At 48.7% G+C, this 15,868-nt stretch carries 15 protein-coding genes; 13 read left to right on the top strand and 2 right to left on the bottom strand.

Going from position 1 to position 15,868, the window contains the following annotated elements:
• Positions 1-1,134 (bottom strand): sensor histidine kinase, encoded by a 1,134-nt coding sequence (locus OSQ85_RS05430; protein ID WP_265821832.1) that lies wholly within the window; start codon positions 1,132-1,134, stop codon positions 1-3.
• Complete coding sequence (locus OSQ85_RS05425; RefSeq protein ID WP_265821831.1) at positions 1,110-3,731, bottom strand: tetratricopeptide repeat protein; 2,622 nt, start codon at positions 3,729-3,731, stop codon at positions 1,110-1,112. Before OSQ85_RS05425 ends, OSQ85_RS05430 begins: the two co-directional genes overlap by 25 nt.
• Before the next feature lie 177 nt (positions 3,732-3,908).
• On the opposite strand from OSQ85_RS05425, the gene OSQ85_RS05420 reads away from it, so the two are divergent.
• From OSQ85_RS05420 to fliF, 13 genes are all read left to right on the top strand, one after another.
• Positions 3,909-4,796, top strand: a complete 888-nt coding sequence (locus OSQ85_RS05420) for a chemotaxis protein CheV (protein ID WP_265821830.1) — start codon at positions 3,909-3,911, stop codon at positions 4,794-4,796.
• 14 nt (positions 4,797-4,810) lie between these two features.
• Complete coding sequence (ybgF, locus tag OSQ85_RS05415) at positions 4,811-5,554, top strand: tol-pal system protein YbgF (protein WP_265821829.1); 744 nt, start codon at positions 4,811-4,813, stop codon at positions 5,552-5,554.
• A 1-nt stretch (position 5,555) separates the two neighbouring features.
• A complete protein-coding gene (locus OSQ85_RS05410) occupies positions 5,556-6,545 on the top strand; it encodes a LysM peptidoglycan-binding domain-containing protein (protein WP_265821828.1) in 990 nt (329 codons plus the stop codon).
• A 337-nt stretch (positions 6,546-6,882) separates the two neighbouring features.
• A complete protein-coding gene (locus tag OSQ85_RS05405; RefSeq protein ID WP_265821827.1) occupies positions 6,883-8,073 on the top strand; it encodes a branched-chain amino acid ABC transporter substrate-binding protein in 1,191 nt (396 codons plus the stop codon).
• 85 nt (positions 8,074-8,158) lie between these two features.
• Positions 8,159-9,061 (top strand): branched-chain amino acid ABC transporter permease, encoded by a 903-nt coding sequence (locus OSQ85_RS05400; protein ID WP_265821826.1) that lies wholly within the window; start codon positions 8,159-8,161, stop codon positions 9,059-9,061.
• Positions 9,062-9,065: 4 nt separating this feature from the next.
• A complete protein-coding gene (locus OSQ85_RS05395) occupies positions 9,066-10,292 on the top strand; it encodes an ABC transporter permease subunit (RefSeq protein ID WP_407649325.1) in 1,227 nt (408 codons plus the stop codon).
• On the top strand, positions 10,279-11,082 hold the full coding sequence (locus OSQ85_RS05390; RefSeq protein ID WP_265821824.1) for an ABC transporter ATP-binding protein: 804 nt from the start codon (positions 10,279-10,281) through the stop codon (positions 11,080-11,082). Before OSQ85_RS05395 ends, OSQ85_RS05390 begins: the two co-directional genes overlap by 14 nt.
• On the top strand, positions 11,075-11,782 hold the full coding sequence (locus OSQ85_RS05385; protein WP_265821823.1) for an ABC transporter ATP-binding protein: 708 nt from the start codon (positions 11,075-11,077) through the stop codon (positions 11,780-11,782). Before OSQ85_RS05390 ends, OSQ85_RS05385 begins: the two co-directional genes overlap by 8 nt.
• Before the next feature lie 9 nt (positions 11,783-11,791).
• Positions 11,792-12,550, top strand: coding sequence for an NlpC/P60 family protein (locus tag OSQ85_RS05380; RefSeq protein ID WP_265821822.1), 759 nt, complete (start codon positions 11,792-11,794; stop codon positions 12,548-12,550).
• Positions 12,551-12,625: 75 nt separating this feature from the next.
• The gene (gene flgB / locus OSQ85_RS05375) at positions 12,626-13,033 is read left to right on the top strand and encodes a flagellar basal body rod protein FlgB (RefSeq protein WP_265821821.1); all 408 of its coding nucleotides are present in this window, start codon (positions 12,626-12,628) and stop codon (positions 13,031-13,033) included.
• A 7-nt stretch (positions 13,034-13,040) separates the two neighbouring features.
• Positions 13,041-13,445 carry a flagellar basal body rod protein FlgC gene (gene flgC / locus OSQ85_RS05370; protein ID WP_265821820.1) on the top strand — a complete coding sequence of 135 codons (405 nt, stop codon included), beginning with the start codon at positions 13,041-13,043 and terminating at the stop codon, positions 13,443-13,445.
• A 433-nt stretch (positions 13,446-13,878) separates the two neighbouring features.
• The gene (gene fliE, locus OSQ85_RS05365) at positions 13,879-14,190 is read left to right on the top strand and encodes a flagellar hook-basal body complex protein FliE (protein WP_265821819.1); all 312 of its coding nucleotides are present in this window, start codon (positions 13,879-13,881) and stop codon (positions 14,188-14,190) included.
• Positions 14,191-14,202: 12 nt separating this feature from the next.
• Entirely contained in the window at positions 14,203-15,867 is a 1,665-nt protein-coding gene (gene fliF, locus OSQ85_RS05360; RefSeq protein ID WP_265821818.1) for a flagellar basal-body MS-ring/collar protein FliF, read from the top strand.
• Position 15,868 lies beyond the last annotated feature (1 nt).

Raw genomic sequence — 15,868 nt, 5'->3', positions numbered from 1 at the left:
CTATACCGGAACCGCCACACGGAAGGCCGTGTAGGTTTTGCCGTCACTGTCGGCCTCAATGCTGCCGCCGTGCGCCTTTACTATTTTATAGACAATGGCGAGCCCAAGTCCCGTTCCCTTTGCCTTGGTGGTCTGAAACGGCATGAAAAGCTTGCCTGTCATGGAAGGTTCGATGCCGCTGCCGTTGTCGGTTATGGAAAACCAGCTTTCGTTTTTATCCGTGCCGGCCTGAATAAGGATCTCGCCGCCGCTCTTTACCGCATCCACAGAGTTGTGAATAATGTTCATCACCACCTGCTTAAACAGTTCCGCATCGCATTTTATCTTCTGATTTTCGCCTATATTATTGATGAAGCGGACTTCCTTGTCGCGCATTATGTGCTGGAGATAGAGTATGACATCATCCACTATGTCAGAGAGGAAATGTTCCTTTATTTCAAGCTGTATCTCCTTGGTGAAAAGGAGGATGTTTGAAATGATGGCGTTTATTGTGCGCACACCTTTGATTATGGAGTGAGTGAGGCGCTTTTTATCGGGGGAATCCTCCAGATCCCGCCCCAGAAGCGATGCAAAAAGTTCTATGCTGCCCAGCGGGTTGCGTATTTCATGGGCGATGTTCGCCGCCATCTCCCCCATGAGCATCAGTTTTTCATCCCTGTGCTTCTCTTTCTCAAGGGCTTTCAGGTCACTTATATCGTCTATGACGTACACCGTGCCGGATATTCCCTCCGCGCTGAGTTCGCCGAGGCTTATTTTGAGATACATGCCGCGCTCCGGCTCATGTTCATAGAGCCCCGGCTCCATAAAGCCGCCCAGCATGGAGAGGAACTTCTCCTGCCCGAAAAAGGCGGCCATTTTTTCAGCCTCCTTGTTCAGGGTGAGGATGGAGCCGTTCTTCCCGACAGCTATTATGGCGCTGCCGGAGTTCATCAGGACACCTTCCAGAAGGTTGCTGAGTGCTGACAGGCGGCGGTTTTTCTCCTCCACCTCTTCGCGCAGCTTGCGGGCTTCCTCCTGAATCACGCTGTATGAGTCCTCAAGCTTGGTGGTGGCGAGATTAAAGGACTCCATAAGGAGTTTCAGTTCATCTATCCTGCTGTCCTGCGTCTTTATTTCGTCAGACTTTTCCGCCACTGTATCTCCTCCAGTTCCGAGCGCGCCGCGCTGGCATAAACCGAGTTCGGCACGCTTTCCAGAAGCTCCATGTAGTTTTTAACCGCGTTGTCGTTATCTTTCAGTTTGATATATGATTTGCCCATGTAGTAGAGCCCTTCTGCTCTTTTCTCGTCTCTGGGCGTGTAGTTTTTAAGGAAGGCTCCCAGAGCGTCCACAGCGGGGCGGAAGCTGTTTTTCTTGTAGTAAAGTATTCCCATGTCGAGGGAAACTTCCTCATAACCTGCGAAGCGCTTTTTAGGGTCGCTGTTTACATCCTGATATATTCTGACGAGAAGCTGCTCCCTTTTGGCATCATCTGAAATATTTTTTGATATTTTAAATTTCTGCTGAGCAGCAAGCTTTGGGTCTCTGGAATACTCATCAAGGAGCTTCACTGCGGTATCGGTATTTTTCTTTTCCGCCTCATCCGCAAGGAAGATCAGTGTTTCCGGATCAATGCTGTTCACCTGAAAGTTGATTTCTCCGTTGCCGAGGAGAAGGCTTGTGAGCCAGTAAACAGGGGTTTTCGTTTTGCCCACAGTGGCAAGCAGCTCCCCTGCCTTGTCGGGCATGGACATTTTATAGAGCGAGAAAGCCGCGTAAGCCTTTACGGTGTCCTTAAAAGGCTCCTGCGCCGATGAGTCTATTATCTGCTGGTTTTCCGAATAGGTCTGGATAACATCAAGGAACCTGTTCCCTTCAAATCTCCTGCGGATCATTGTGAGGGTGAGCCTTTCCGCCATTCCGGTTATATCCTTTATGTGGGCTCCTTCCCTGCCGAACTGGGCAATATACTGCTTGGCGTTTACCAGAGCCTGTGGAACCCTTGCCGCATCGAAATCCTTTTTCACCATGCCGAAGTAAGCGTTATCAAGCAGTCTGTTCCATTTTGCGGGCTCAATAACCTCTGTTTCATCAGTGAGAAACTGCTCGGTGAAGTCTATTACACCCTTGAAATCACCGTTGTTGTATCTGGCTTCTGTTCTGCCGTATGAAACAGCCTGACCTATGGTTTTCGCTTCGCGCCTGAAGGGTGAATCGGGAAATTCCTTAAGCAGTGTATTCACATATTCCTGAGCCTGATCAAATCTGGTTTCATCATAGGCCTGTTTTGCCTGCTGGAGGCGGATTCTCTGCTTTATCTCATAGGCTGTCGTCATCAGGGGCGAGCTGTAGCTCCGTCTGCCGAAGCGGTCTATCCTTTCCAGTGTTTTATCATATGCCTTTTCATGGAAAAGCGACTTTATGATAACAATATCCGCCTGTTCGAGTATTTCGAAGTCCTTCGAGGCGAGGGCAGAGGCGAGAAATTTTTCCCATTCCTGAGTATTTTTCTCTCCTATGTGCGAGTTGGCGTATCTGATGGAGGCCAGCAGCCCGCCCGGCTCCTTGGGGTATTTCTTTACGGTGTCAAGAAGCTGTGTATCCGCCTGCTTTTTGTTGCCCATCTTTTCATACATCTGTGCCGAGCGGTACATTGCCATGTCTGACTTTTCATACGAGGGGTAATAGCCGTAAACTCTGCGGAAGGCGTTCAGTGCCTCCTCTGTTCTGCCGCGTCTGTCAAACACTTCGCCCATTGCATAGAGCGATTCGGGGGTGAATTTCGAGTAGTCTATCTTCCTGCCCGTAAGCCCCTGGAAGTAGCGGAATGCGGTGTCAACATCCCCTTTGTTGTAATACAGCTGCCCGATTACAGCCGTCTGCGGGTCTCTGTCGTCCTTAAAGCGTTTCAGGTAGTTCTCCCTCGCTTCAATGGCGCGGTCGGTTTGTCCAAGGGTCTGGTATATATCGGCTATCTTTTTGTAAGAATTTTTCTGTATATTCTCATTCTGAACAAGGCGGATTATCTTTTCGTGGGCGAATATAGCCTCATAGTACATGTCCGCCTTTTCCTTCGCATCCGCTGATCTGACAAGCGCGTCCCTGAAAAGGTATGAATCCGGATAGAGGTTTGTGAAATCATCAAATATCTGTGAAGCAGTTATATAATTTTTGTATGAGCCGCCCCCCATGCCGTAGTATGCGTTTCCGAGGCGGAAGAGCGTTTCCTGTTTGTAATATGCGTTTATATCCGATGCAAGAAGGCCTTCGAGCACAACCGCGGCCTGTTCGTTGGCTCCTTTTGCCACAAGTTCATCAGCTATGCCCAGCTGCCTGTCCGCTTCGGCATTTTCAACTATGCCGCTCCCTTTTCTGATTATCGCATCCTCTATGCCGTAGCCGAGTTTGATGTCATCTGCTTTTCTCTTGCGGGAGGCCACAACCTTGGCATCAACACCTTCGGTCATGAATGTGAAGTCCGTATCGGGAGCAAAATCCAGTATGAGGTTCTCGCCCTTTACGGTGATTTTTGAAATGAAGCGGTCGTCCAGCCTGCCTGAAAAACCGGCCGAAAGATTTTTGGCGAACGACAGAGTGATGGTTCTTTCCCCTTTTTTAACGTCTTTGATGTTTTCCGCTGCTCCGGCTATGACCAGTTCGGTGAAAAACCTGTTCTTTTTCAGGTAAATATCCTGAGCGCCCGCGGCAAAGGCAATTAAAAGGGCAAAGACAATAAAGCCGATATTTCTCATTACAATACTTTTAGACTAACATGAAACTAATATCAATGCGATTTTGGAACGCTATACGTCTTTTAGGGGGCGGAGGGCTGTGAATTTTTTCTTATAAGGTCATACACCTGTTAACAAAGGTAATATCTCTTGAAGTGCGTTGCAAAGCGTGTTAGTTTTTAGATAACCGGAGGAAATATGGCCCTTGATCACGGTATCCTGCTTGAGACAGGAACAAACGAATTTGAAATCGTCGAGTTTATTGTCCGCGCCGAAAAGGAGCATCATTTCGGCATTAACGTTGCCAAAGTGCGGGAGGTTATCAGGTTTCCTGAAATTGTCAAGGTTCCTGACGCTCACCCCGCGGTTATCGGAACAGCCAACATAAGGCAGAAACTTGTGCCCCTTATAGATCTGGGGAGCTGGCTTGATCTTAAATTTGAGCAGGATTATGCTGCGAAAAAAATTATCGTCACTTTTTTCAACCACCAGTACAACGGCTTTCTGGTTGATGAGGTGGTGAGAATCCACAGAATTACCTGGGCCGATATTAAAGATTATTCAGCGATAACCGATTTCAGTCTTGCGGAGACAGTTCTCGGCGTTGTGGACATAGGCGGAAACCTTATACAGCTTCTCGACTTTGAGAAGATTGTTTCAGAACTTAATCCCGCCACAGCCCTCAAGGAAATGGTGATAGATTATTCAAGAAGCGCAGCCCGCAGCAAGAAGCTGGTTTATCTTGCCGAGGACTCGACTGTGATCAGGCGCTTTCTTGCCATTAACCTGGAGAACGCAGGTTACAGGGTTAAGGCTTTCGAAAACGGCAAGCTCCTTCTGGCAGCCACAGCCATTGAAACGCCGGACATAATCATAACCGACCTTGAAATGCCCGTGGCAGACGGAGCGTTTGTTGTGCGCACCCTCCGCGGCAAACCGGAACTGGCAAAGCTTCCCATTCTGGTTTTCTCCTCACTCGCCAGCGAGGAGAACGAAAGGAAGGTGCTCAGCATAGGAGCTAACATGTTTGTGGGCAAGCCCGATACGGACATACTCATAAACAGCATTGATGAATACGTGTTATAAGGAGTCTTGAAACGATGAAAAAAACAATGGCGGTAATTACGCTCTCTTTTCTTGCATTCGCATGCTCGGACGAAACTCAGGTTATTAAACAGAGTATAAACAATATAAAAGACGAAATGGTCAGCATGCAGTCGGAAATGGCTGAAATGAAGATTTCCATAGAGGATGTGGATCGTAAAACCGAAGCCAACAAAGGGAGCATCAACGCCAATTCGAACGCGCTGGCTGAAATACGCTCTGAACTGAGCTTTTTAGGCAGCGAGGTCACACTCCTTAAAGATAAACAGAAAGCACCCGCCCCCGCCGCTGCCGGAATGACAGAGATTTCAGAGCCGGGCGCACAGGGAGAGGGGAATCTTATAATAATAGAAGATGCCTTTGCCGACAAAAGCAGCCTTTACAGCTATGCCTATGAACTGTACAAAAACGGCAAATATCCGGAAAGTCAGGCTAAGTTCAATGAGTTTCTTGCGAAATATCCCGCTGATGAACTCTCGGACAACGCAGTTTACTGGCTGGGTGAAATACAGTATGCCCTGAAAGACTACGAAGGGGCGATTAAGCTTTTCCATAAGCTTGTTACGGATTATCCCGATGGAAACAAGGTTTCCGACGGTCTCCTTAAAATGGCATACTCCTACGGAAACATAGGCAAAAGAGCGGAATCTGTGGTTACATTAAAGAAGATAGTGAACGAGCATCCGGGCACACGCGCATATAATCTGGCTAAAAAGAAACTTGCCTCTATGGGGGAATAGCTTGAAACGTACCGGGGGTATAATCCTTTCCGCTCTGCTGCTGACGGTTTTACCGGCCGGAGCGGAAAACACGCATGAAGTGAAAAAAGGGGACACCCTTTGGGACATTTCCCAGAAGTATTACGGCGACAACTGGAAATGGCCCATCATCTGGAAGGGCAATGTTTTTATAAACGACCCTGATCTGATATACCCCAGAGAAAAGCTTTTCATTCCCGGTCTGCCTGACGGCGGAGAGTCGATCCGCATGGGCAACGGCGGCATGTTCAGAATCGAAGCCGGCAGGGATGCGGCAGCGGAAAAACATCCTGCTTCCGGTATTGAAACAGCCGACAGTTTCAACAGTTTCAGCCATGACAAGCTCAACGGTTTTGACTCCGCTCTGGATGAGGAGCCTGAGTTCAGTGTAATCTCCACCGAGCAGAACAGGGAAATGGTTTCCACCGGTGATTTCATAACGATTGATGCGGGCACTGCAAAAGGCCTTTCCGCAGGCGATACGGTTGTTCTTTACGAACAGCGCAGCCGGGTGGAAAAGAACAGAGCAATATATTCCTGCGTGGGCTACGCCAGAGTTGTAAAAGCCGGGGATGAAACCTCCAGAGCGGAAATATACAAGTCATTCAGTTCCATAAGCGCAGGCTACAAAGCTGCCAAAAGCGAAGAAATCTCCGTGAAAAAGCCCAAGGGCTTCAGAAGCGTTAACTCAGACATAGCCGGTGAGGTGGTCTATCTGGCTGAAAACCATAGATTTTCGGCTCAGGGGTACTCCGTGATTGTGAATATCGGTCATCCCCAGCCTGTTAAGGAAGGGGATAAATTCCGCATATTCCGCAGGCTTGAGGAGAACGGGGTGGTTAAGACCGAGCCAGTGGGCGAGGGGCAGCTTATTATTGTAAACGGCAGATATTCCACAATGTATCTCATTAATTCCGGCATGGAGATAATGAAAGGGGATATTGTACGCCTCAGCAAGGTAGCCGTCTATTAACTTACTAGCATTCTTGGTGTTTTTATATTTCAGGCGGAGCATTTCCTGCTCTGCCTCTTTCGTCTTTCAGTTTTTTGCGCACAAAAACCTTGCCTGAAATCCTCTTTTTGCCTATGTTAACTTTTGTAAGGTTTTCGACAATGAATTATCCTCTTAAAACCCCTTAATGTTTAGTGGTATTTAACTTTATTTAGTCTCATGATCGCTGTTAACCGATGATTTCCTTTTATCTTGACTAAGACCTAGTCCTTAGTTAGTATTTACATTTATTCGGGAATCGGCCTGCGCTGTTTTTCCGGATAAATGAACAAGAAAATTTTTTACACGGAGAGGGTTTATGAAGAAGTTCCTTACGTTCCTGCTTGTCATGGTCTCTGCTGTCTTCCTTATGACTGCTTGCAGCCAGAAAGCTGAAGAAAAAACGGCGGAAGCTCCCGCAGAAAATGCAACTGAGGCTGCGGCTCCCGCTGCTTCAACAGAACCGATCAGAATTGGTGTTGCCGGCGCACATTCCGGTGACCTCGCGTCCTATGGTCTTCCCACTGTCAACGCTGTTAAGCTTTATGTTGATGAAGTCAACAAAAACGGCGGTATCGACGGAAGACAGGTTGAACTTTACATCGAAGATGACGTTTGCAAGCCTGAAGTTGCCACAAACACAGCAAGCAAACTTGTTTCTGACAAAGTCGTAGCAGTTATCGGTCACATATGCTCAGGCGCTACCAAAGCTGCTCTCGGCATATACAAAGATGCTAACATCCTTGTTATATCTCCCTCTGCTACAAACCCCGCACTCACTCAGAGCGGCGAATACCCCAACTTCCTCCGCACAATCGCTCCTGACGATTCTCAGGCAAGACTCGAAGTTGACTTTGCTCTCAACACTCTTAATGTTAAAAAATTCGCAGTTCTTCACGATAAAGGCGACTACGGCAAAGGCCTTGCCGAATTTGCAAAATCCTTCCTTGACAACTCATCTGTTGAAGGTGTTAAAGTTGTTCTTTACGAAGGTGTTACTCCCGGTGCGGTTGACTACTCCGCAGTTGTTCAGAAAATTGCACGTTCAGGCGCTGAAGCGGTTATCTTCGGCGGATACCATCCCGAAGCTTCCAAAATCGTTACTCAGATGCGCAAAAAACAGATCAACATCCCCTTCATTTCTGATGACGGCGTGAAAGATGACACATTCATAAAAGTTGCGGGCGAATTTGCAGAAGGCGTTTATGCCACAGGTCCTAAAGACACGTCTACAAACCCCCTCAATATAAAAGCTGTTGAAGAGCACAAAGCCGCTTTCCAGGCTGATCCCGGCGCATTCTTCATCAACGGCTACTCTGCAGCAATGGCTATCCTTAACGCCATCGACAAAGCAGACTCCACAGATTATGAAGCTGTGAGCAAAGCTCTCAGAACTGAATATGTTGAAACTCCCCTCGGAAGCATCAGCTTTGATGAAAGAGGCGACGCTATCGGCGTTGGTTTCTCCATGTATCAGGTTCAGAACGGCGCTTACATCGAACTTAAATAACATTTCCAAAATACAAATTCCGGGGGTGCCTTCTTTCGGCACCCTCATTCCATTTCAGGGCAAATAACAGGAGCAGTCACGGATAATGGATTATTTTCTTCAGCTATTTTTAAGCGGCCTCACAAGAGGCAGCATCTACGCGCTTATCGCTTTGGGCTACACCATGGTTTACGGCATCATTCAGCTTATAAACTTTGCCCACGGGGAAATTTATATGATAGGCGCGTTTACGGCACTTATTGTCGCCAGTGTGCTTGCTATTTTAGGCTTCAGCGGCCTCAGCATACTCATTCTGGCGGGAATAGCGGCGGTGGTTTACTCATCCGCCTATGGTTTCACTATGGAAAAGATCGCTTACAGACCTCTGAGAAACGCACCGAGGCTTTCTCCTCTCATCAGCGCGATAGGAATGTCTATATTCCTCCAGAACTATGTACTTCTTGCACAGACATCAGACTTCCTTCCCTTTCCGGCGCTTATACCGGAATTTGAGTTTATCAAACCTGTATCGCATATAATGAGTTCCGCGGAGCTTGTTATCATCCTCAGCAGTGCGGTGATAATGGTTCTGCTGACTCTCTTCATAAAGTTCACCAGAATGGGCAAAGCAATGAGAGCCACGGCTCAGGATAAGAAAATGGCGCTTCTTGTCGGGATAGATGTTGACAAGGTCATCTCCATGACGTTCATCATCGGTTCCGCTCTGGCGGCCTTCGGCGGCATTCTTATTGCCTCCCACATAGGGCAGATCAATTTCTACATCGGCTTCATTGCGGGTATCAAAGCCTTTACTGCGGCGGTTCTCGGCGGCATAGGAAGTATCCCCGGAGCGGTTTTGGGCGCACTTATCCTCGGCTGGACGGAAAGTTTCGCCACCGGTTATGTGTCCAGCGACTATGAAGATGTTTTCGCCTTTGCCCTGCTTGTACTGATCCTTATTTTCAGACCGGCGGGCATACTCGGCAAATCCACGGCTCAGAAGGTGTAGCATGCTGAATGAGCTTAAAAAATCATTAATCGCGGCAGTATGGTTTATGTTTCTTACATTCCCCATACTGGTTATAAAGGTTAACACTGTCCACAACACTATAACATGGCGCTGGAACAACCTGCTTTATGTTGCTGTGGGGGCTTTCTTCGGCTCTATGCTTTGGCGCTGGCTTCACTACAAAAAGACCCATATCAGCGATAGAAACATAAGGGAAAGGCTTAAAAACGGCCTCCAGAACACCATTGTTGACAACAAGAAAGTTCTGTACACCCTGATAGCCATAGCTGTTGCCTTCACATTTGCTTTTCCGCATATGTCAAACGCATATCAGGTTAATATTATGACCACCGCGCTGATGTATATTGTTCTCGGCCTCGGCCTCAACATAGTTGTGGGGCTTGCGGGTCTTCTCGACCTCGGCTATGTGGCGTTTTACGCAGTCGGCGCTTACAGCTACGCTCTGCTGAACCACCACTTCGGCCTCGGTTTCTGGGCTGTTCTGCCCATAGGCGGAGCCCTTGCCATGATGTTCGGGATAATTCTCGGCTTTCCTGTGCTCAGGCTCAGGGGCGACTACCTTGCCATTGTTACCCTCGGTTTCGGTGAGATTATCCGTCTGGTGCTTGAAAACTGGAACGCGTTCTCTTTCGGCCCCAGCGGTATAGCAGGAATAGACAGACCTGCGTTTTTCGGGCTGAAACTTAATCTCTTCCAGTCCATGACAGCGCTTTACTATCTTGTGCTTGTGCTTGCTGTGATTACAATCTTCTGTGTCAGCAGGCTGCAGAACTCCCGCATAGGCAGAGCATGGCTTGCCCTGCGCGAGGATGAAATAGCATGTCAGGCAATGGGCATAGACAAAACAAGGACAAAACTCACCGCATTCGCACTGGGTGCGACATGGGCGGGCTTCATGGGTGTTGTATTCGCCGCGAAAACCACCTTTGTTAACCCGGCGAGCTTCACCTTCCTTGAATCAGCGATCATACTCGCCATAGTTGTTCTCGGCGGTATGGGGTCGATCCTGGGCGTTATTCTCGCCGCTCTGATCCTCATACTTCTCCCCGAATATCTCAGGGCGTTCTCCGAGCTCCGCATGCTTATTTTCGGCGGCTCCATGGTTCTTATGATGGTTTTCAGACCGCAGGGGCTCATAAGCAATGTGCGGCGAAAATACTTATTCGACAAAATGAATTTCGGGGAGGGGAAAGCAAATGAAGCAAAATGACACAAGCCTTCCCGTTCTTGAGGTGAAGGGGCTTACCATGGATTTCGGCGGTCTGAGAGCCGTTGACCATGTCGATATGGAAATACAGAACGGTGAGATTGTGGCTCTCATAGGCCCCAACGGAGCCGGAAAAACCACCTTCTTCAACTGCATAACAGGAATTTACACTCCCACGGACGGGGATATAGTTGTCCATACCAAATTCGGCGAAAAAAGGGTTAACGGAAAGAAGCCAAATCAGGTCACGGAACTCGGACTTGCAAGAACTTTCCAGAACATCAGGCTTTTCCCGAACATGACCGTTCTTGAGAACGTTATGATAGGCCGCCACTGCCGCACGAAGGCAAAGGTCATCGGTGCGCTCCTGCGTGATCCCCGCACCAGAAAAGAGGAGAGGGACGCAGCAGCGGTAAGCTACGGTATTCTGGAAAAAATCGGCCTCACAAGCCTTGCGAATGAAATGGCAAGCAACCTCCCCTACGGTGCGCAGCGCAGACTTGAAATCGCCCGCGCCCTTGCCACTGAGCCTGTTCTGCTGCTCCTTGATGAACCTGCGGCAGGTATGAACCCGCAGGAAACCGAGGAACTGACAGGCCTCATCAGGGAGATCAGGGACAAGGATAAAATATCCATCCTGCTTATCGAGCATGACATGAAGCTTGTAATGAACCTTTCCGACAGGATATATGTCATGGATCACGGGCAGAGAATTGCCACGGGAAACCCGGTCGAGATAAAGAATAATCCCGAAGTTATCAAAGCCTATCTTGGGGAGGAAGCCGATGCTTGAGATTAACGGCATAAGCACCTACTACGGCAATATTCAGGCTCTCCACGAGGTTTCACTTAAGATAAACGAAGGCGAGATAATAACCCTGATCGGTGCGAACGGAGCGGGTAAGACCACCACTCTGCTCTCCGTCAGCGGCATAGTTCAGCCCAAGCAGGGCGAAATCCTTTTTAAGGGTGAGCCCATACACAGGATGAAGCCGGATAAAATAGTTCAGATGGGCATCTGTCAGGTTCCGGAGGGAAGACATATTTTCCCCTACCTCACAGTGTCTGAGAACCTTGATCTCGGCGCATTTCTCAGAAAAGACAGGGACGGAATCAAGAAAGATCTTGAGCAGATATACGACCTTTTCCCCAGACTGGCGGAAAGGAGACACCAGCAGGGCGGAACCCTCAGCGGCGGCGAACAGCAGATGCTTGCCATCTCCCGCGCGCTCATGGCCAGACCCCGCCTGCTGCTTCTAGATGAACCTTCATTGGGGCTTGCTCCGCTGATAGTTCAGCAGATTTTTGAGATTATCAAAAGAATAAAAGAGGAGAGCGGAACCACAATCTTCCTTGTTGAGCAGAACGCTAACCTTGCCCTTAAGGTGGCCGACAGAGGCTATGTTATGGAAACGGGCAGGGTGACAATGGAGGATAAGGCTTCAAACCTTCTTTCCAACGAAGATGTTAAAAAAGCCTATCTTGGAATCTGATATAAGGTGATGATGAGGAAAAAGCATTTACTGCTGGTTTTACTGGTATTTGTGATAACGGGGTGTCTTGGCGGACGCCCCGCGCCTTATACCGGAGGCCGTGTTGACCCTTCCGATATTGAGAGGATGAAATACTCCATTCAGGTAGGTGCATTCGGTAACGTGGCAAACGCCGCCAACTATACCGACAAGCTGGTTGCTGCCGGAGTGGATGCTTACTTCTTCCTTGATGATTCGGGGCTTTACAAAGTCCGTATAGGCGACTTTCCCTCATATGACAGGGCGGTGAGATACGCCGTAAACCTGCGCACCAGAAACCAGATAGAGGACTACTTCATCATCCGTCCCGAAGACTATGACTATAACTTCCGCCCGGAAGATCTGGAGCGAAAAGGGATCAGGACTAACCTTGTGAAAACTGCCCATAAATACATCGGCGTGCCTTACAGATGGGGCGGAGAGAGTGCTGCGGGCGGGTTTGACTGCTCCGGACTCACTATGGTTATTTACAAGCTCAACGGTCTTAATCTCCCCCGTGATTCCAGAAGTCAGCACAGCCACGGAAAATACATCGCCAAAAGCGATCTCAAACCGGGCGACTTGGTATTTTTTGCCACCGGCAGAGCAAAAAGAGTTTCCCACGTAGGCATTTACATAGGCTCCGGAAAATTCATCCATGCACCCGGACGCGGGCGCAATGTCACAATAGCCGATCTTAACGACCCCTACTTTGTCCGCACATATATGGGCGCGCGCAAGTATATCTGAACTCCGGCTTAATCAGCAAAAACTTCCCCCTCAAACTGGCACAGTCTTTGTTATTAAATCAGCAAGAGGTGTTGCATGAGAAATATTTTCAGCATGTCCAATGTAGATAAGCTTTCCTACGGAATGGACACTGCATCCGTTAAAAACAACGTGATCGCGGAAAACATAGCTAATGTTGACACGCCAACATATAAGGCAAGCAAGCTTGAGTTTGACGAGGTAATGCAGGATTTTCTCGGAACAGGGAAAAAACTTCCGCTGGCTCAGACCAATGAAAAGCACTTCGCAACAGGCGGATTCAACGGCATACCGGCTGATTATGTAAGGTTTCAGAACAACCCCTCTCTCCGCAACGACGGCAACGATGTTAACCTTGATTATGAAATGAGTGAGATGGCTTCAAACTCAGTTCTTTATCAGGAACTCAGTCAGATAACTGCGGGCACTTTCACCAAACTTAAAACAGCTATACAGGGAAGGTAACAGTTAGATGAGCTTTATGCATGTGATGGATGTTTCCGCGACGGGGCTTTCCGCGCAGAGAATAAGAATAGGCGCAATCTCCTCCAACCTTGCCAACGCGCAAACCACAAGAACGGCGGACGGCGGCCCTTATCAGCGCAAAGATGTTGTTTTCGAACAGGTTATGAAAGGCGAATACGCAGGCGGCGTACGCGTTCAGAGAGTTATAGATGACGAGAAACCGCCTGTGCTGAAATATGAACCCGACCACCCCGATGCGAATGAGGAAGGCTACGTGGCATATCCCAACGTTAACCCCATCGAGGAGATGGTAAATATGCTTGAAGCGTCAAAAAGCTATGAGGCGAACGCAACGGTTTTTGAAACAGCCAAACAGCTTGCCTTAAGGGCACTTGAAATAGGCAGGGCATAGGTTTAGACGGCATTTTGTCAGACTCAGGGCAATGCGGCAGTTTCCGGAAGGATAAATCCCCCTCATTCCCCCTTTGCAAAGGGGGAGGTTGTTGCGGCAGAGATAAAGCTTGTTTATGGTCATTCTGAACGCAGTGAAGAATCTCATAGTATTGAGATCCTTCGCTCTGCTCAGGATGACACAGTGCGGACTTTAAAGCATTCGAGCAGATAATCCGGCAGGACGCGCGGATTGTTCTTATAAGGAAAGCAAAAGACGTGGAACCCCAAACGGTTCCATGGAAGGAACCGCGCCGTGCGAAGCGAAGCCGTGTTCACCACGGCGCGAGCGTGTAGAACAATCCGGCAGGACGCGCGGATTGTTCTTATAAAGTTAGATAAAGGTTGTAAAATACCCCTGATATACTATATATTCAGTTAGGGAGACACTGAAAATGGCAGAGATAAATAATATCAACTTCCTTTTGCCGAACAAGCTTGATGACAGCTCATCCTCCAAGCCTGCGGGCACTCAGAGCGAATCCGGTGCGGACTTTTCCGCCCTGCTCAAGGATGCCCTCAGTAGCGTTAACGACGCTCAGCTTGAGGCCAATGAGGCTGTGCAGAAAGTGCTCAGCGGCGAAACGAAGGACATTCATTCCACAATGATTGCTCTCCAGAAAGCAGATGTTTCCCTCAAACTCATGCTCGAGGTTAAGAATAAAATCGTTGAAGCTTACCAAGAGGTTATGAGAACTCAAGTGTAGTATTAGGGGCAAATGGCACTTCAAGACGTCGTAACTCAGTTTAAAGATATTTTTGAGAAACTGACTCTTGTTCAGAAAATTTCCATCGGCGCCGCATTAGCAGCGGTGCTTGTTACTCTGGGTGTCCTTATCATCTGGGCAAACAGACCCGTCTACAAAACCCTTTATGCCAATATGAACTCTGACGATGCCCCTTTGGTTATTCAGAAACTGAAAGAGGGTAATGTTCCGTACAGGCTTAAGGAAGGCGGAGGCACGGTGGAAGTTCCGCAGGAGCTGGTTTATGACACGAGGCTGGAACTCGCCCGTGAAGGTCTGCCCAAAGGCGGCGGAGCAGGGTTTGAGCTTTTCGACAAGTCATCCTACGGAATGACCGAATTCCTGCAGGATGTAAACTATCAGCGTGCGCTTCAGGGCGAACTGGCCAGAACGATCAGCAGCCTTAACGAAATAGAAGAGGCAAGAATACACCTTACCATTCCCAAAAACAGGCTTTTCATATCCGAAGAGGAATCCGCCAAGGCCGCAGTGGTTATTAAGCTCAAAAGAGGGGCTGAACTCAACCGCGAGCAGGTTAAGGCGATAAGCTCCCTCGTCTCCGGCTCCGTGAAGGGGCTTATTCCTGAAAATGTGCAGGTTGTGGACACCACAGGAAGACTCCTGAGCGATTTTCTCGGTGAGGAAAACTCACCCGTGATGATGACTCAGACTCAGCTTGAATATCAGAAAAGGATTGAACGCGAGCTTGAATCCAAGCTCTACGGCATTCTCAGCAGAACACTCGGTGAAACCGGAGCGGTTGCCAAAGTTACCGCAGAGATTGACTTCTCCAAAAGGGAAACCAGCAAAGAGGAGTTCGGGCGCGAGCCTGTTATCCGCTCATCCGAAAACATAGAAACCATAAGCACAAATGCTCCCGGAGGCCCGCAGGGTGTGCCGGGGGTTGAGTCAAACCTCGCCGAGCCGCAGGTGCTGGGCGGAAACACCAACTCATCATACGAACATACGGAAGAGCGCTCAAACTTTGAAATAGACAAAACAGTCACAAAGGAAATCAAGGCTTTCGGAACAATCAAGAAGATTTCCGTTGCGGTTGTTGTGGACAACAAGAATGTGTTCCGCAAAGACGAGGCAACAGGAAACCAGATAACCGAAAGTGTTCCCAGAACGCAGGAGGAACTGAACTCGATCCGCGCACTTGTCGCCACCGCTGTCGGCTTTGATCAGGCAAGGGGCGATCAGGTAGAGGTCAACAACATATCGTTTGATACCTCCGCACAGCAGCAGGAGCAGCTTCTGCTCCAGAGAGAGAAAACAGTGGAACTCATAACCATAGCATCCAAATATGCCCTTGCGGTCATTATTCTGCTCCTGTTCTACTTTGCCGTGGTCAGGCGCATACTCAAAAAACTGGACAAAACTGTCACCTACAACGACGACGGCACAATCACGGTTACCTCCGCGCTTGATTCTGTGGATGTAACCCTGAAAGGCAGCGCCGGATTCCCCAAAACCCTCGAAGAGCTTGAGCGTGAGGTTGAACAGGAGCTTGACGAAAGCATACCAATGAATACTGACGCCGTTAAGTCCAAGGTAATGCTTAAGAAGATAGAGGAATTCTGCGAAGAGGACCCCGAAGGCGCGGCAAATATTATAAAATCCATGTTGAAAGGTTGAT

The sequence above is a fragment of the Geovibrio ferrireducens genome (genome assembly GCF_026226615.1).
In the GTDB taxonomy this organism is placed as follows: Bacteria; Chrysiogenota; Deferribacteres; order Deferribacterales; family Geovibrionaceae; genus Geovibrio; species Geovibrio ferrireducens.
The sequence above is the reverse complement of the archived record's forward strand: the minus strand, read 5'-3'. Positions and strand labels throughout refer to the sequence as shown.

Bases quoted from the DNA above. Each gene is read 5' to 3' on its own strand.
- OSQ85_RS05425 (WP_265821831.1), bottom strand. From the start codon at position 3,731: ATGAGAAATATCGGCTTTATTGTCTTTGCCCTTTTAATTGCCTTTGCC.
- fliE (WP_265821819.1), top strand. From the start codon at position 13,879: ATGGCAGAGATAAATAATATCAACTTCCTTTTGCCGAACAAGCTTGAT.
- fliF (WP_265821818.1), top strand. From the start codon at position 14,203: ATGGCACTTCAAGACGTCGTAACTCAGTTTAAAGATATTTTTGAGAAA.
- OSQ85_RS05385 (WP_265821823.1), top strand. From the start codon at position 11,075: ATGCTTGAGATTAACGGCATAAGCACCTACTACGGCAATATTCAGGCT.
- flgB (WP_265821821.1), top strand. From the start codon at position 12,626: ATGAGAAATATTTTCAGCATGTCCAATGTAGATAAGCTTTCCTACGGA.
- OSQ85_RS05405 (WP_265821827.1), top strand. From the start codon at position 6,883: ATGAAGAAGTTCCTTACGTTCCTGCTTGTCATGGTCTCTGCTGTCTTC.
- flgC (WP_265821820.1), top strand. From the start codon at position 13,041: ATGAGCTTTATGCATGTGATGGATGTTTCCGCGACGGGGCTTTCCGCG.
- ybgF (WP_265821829.1), top strand. From the start codon at position 4,811: ATGAAAAAAACAATGGCGGTAATTACGCTCTCTTTTCTTGCATTCGCA.
- OSQ85_RS05400 (WP_265821826.1), top strand. From the start codon at position 8,159: ATGGATTATTTTCTTCAGCTATTTTTAAGCGGCCTCACAAGAGGCAGC.
- OSQ85_RS05420 (WP_265821830.1), top strand. From the start codon at position 3,909: ATGGCCCTTGATCACGGTATCCTGCTTGAGACAGGAACAAACGAATTT.
- OSQ85_RS05390 (WP_265821824.1), top strand. From the start codon at position 10,279: ATGAAGCAAAATGACACAAGCCTTCCCGTTCTTGAGGTGAAGGGGCTT.
- OSQ85_RS05380 (WP_265821822.1), top strand. From the start codon at position 11,792: ATGATGAGGAAAAAGCATTTACTGCTGGTTTTACTGGTATTTGTGATA.